The 1,779-nt window shown below is 41.1% G+C and carries 1 protein-coding gene; it reads right to left on the bottom strand.

Annotation, left to right across the window (positions count from 1 at the left end; translation table 11 throughout):
* Positions 1-28 precede the first annotated feature (28 nt).
* Entirely contained in the window at positions 29-1,717 is a 1,689-nt protein-coding gene (locus QT979_RS28785) for an IS66 family transposase (protein ID WP_333312377.1), read from the bottom strand.
* Between the last annotated feature and the right edge of the window lie 62 nt (positions 1,718-1,779).

Here is a 1,779-nt window from a genome sequence, read left to right as displayed (position 1 = left end):
GTATCGGCTCAATAAGTAGGGGTAGCAGTTATTCTAGTTGCCAAGATAAGCCCAAGGGATGAAGAGAAGACTTGGAGCGAATAATAGTAGATAGAGAGGGAATGATTCCAAGTTGAGAAATTCGGTCACGGACATAATCGAAAAAACTGATTCCCAACTGACGAGTAGTGGCAACAAGAGACATAAAAGTATCCCAAGCTTGAGTACCCTCAATGGTCTGAGTTGCATAGCTAATATTACGTCGCTGCACCATAGTTCTGGCAGCTAACTCAGCCGGATTATTGTGTAAAGGTAATTCAGGATGCTCTAAAACTCTCAGCAACTCCGATACTTTTGTCGCAGTTAATTGTTTGCGTTCATCCAACAATTCATAGCCGGTTGGAGTTTCAAAAAGCAGGCGAAATTTAGACTTTAAAGACAGTGCAGCTTCTGCACTAGGAGCGTCTTTGTAAGCTAATAATTCCCGATAATAATCCCAAAAATCTTCGATAAACTGCCCTAAAATTACTTGATGGCAAGCGAATACCGGGCTTAACTTCTTGTAATGTCTTCCTTCGTGTACCCAACATAACGCTCGCTCGGCAGTGATTAACTTGAATTGCGGAGCATCATCACAACAGAGGGTTTGTACGACTGGGCAATCTGTTTGCTGATGATAGAAAGCAATAGCTGCTGCTTCCCTAATCCGGGTAACTTGTTGAGCGCCCAGTTTGGGTAGATACTTATTGAGTAGGTGATTAAACTGTGCCTCACTCAACACAGTTCCTTGGGGTAATAGCTTGAGAGCATTCTGCCATTTAGTCGGGATTTTGAAGTCCTCAATTAGTGAGAATGTGAGTGAATTCAACATGAATTCTAGTTCTCGTCCTGGCTGTAATCCTTTGAGTACCGTCAGTCTATCTTTATTAGCTGTTGTGAAGTAGACTGTATATAAAGGGTTGCAGATGATATTGGTGGTATGGTTGACTCCACCTACACGCGCGCCAGTTTGGTCGAAGTGTTGCCAAGGGCTACTTGCTAGTCCTGAATCATAAACTTCTTTTTTCTCAGTTTCAAAACCCGAGTGGTTTTTGATTAACAGGTTGGATAAATAACCTGCTGATATAGAAATACCTAGATCTGCTAAAAACTCCAGTAGTTTGCCTTGCGTCATATTACCACCATAGTACAAACTGATTATTAAGGCTTTGATTCCCGGTCCAAATTCTCCTTCGTAGCCTAATGGTAATTCTGCTACATAAGTTTTTCCGACTGAGGGTGAGTAATATTTCTGTTTCCGAAATAATATGTTGTCGGTTGCCAATCTGATATCTTGGATGATTACTTGTTCGTATCCTTTAAATTCCGCATCGGCTGGCAGTTGGTCTGTGGGATATTCTAGTATTTCTTCTCGATCTATTTTAATCGTGGCGTTCTTACTGCGTTTGCTATGCTTTTTTGGCGTTTTTCGCTCTTTTTCTGATGAGTGCTGACTTTTGAATCCTTTGGACTTGGCTTTGATGTCTGGTTTTCCTTGTTCTCCCTTCAATCGGTTATTTTCATCTTTTAACCGTTGATTCTCTGACTCCAAGTCTTTGACTTTTAATTCTAATTGCTCTATTAGGTTCAGTAATATCTCTACTGTGCGACGCATGGATTCGTCTGCAATACCTGGGGGGTCGATGGTTTGCAGTATCTTGAAGGATGACTTGTCTTGTGAAATAATCTTTTGCGTCATGTGTCCTATTTTATGACACTTTGTGTACTCTGCTTACTTTTTTTCTCTCCTACCCCTACTTA

It is taken from the genome of Microcoleus sp. w2-18bC1, assembly GCF_036700365.1.
Lineage (GTDB): Bacteria > Cyanobacteriota > Cyanobacteriia > Cyanobacteriales > Microcoleaceae > Microcoleus.
This window is presented reverse-complemented; position numbering and strand designations above follow the sequence as displayed.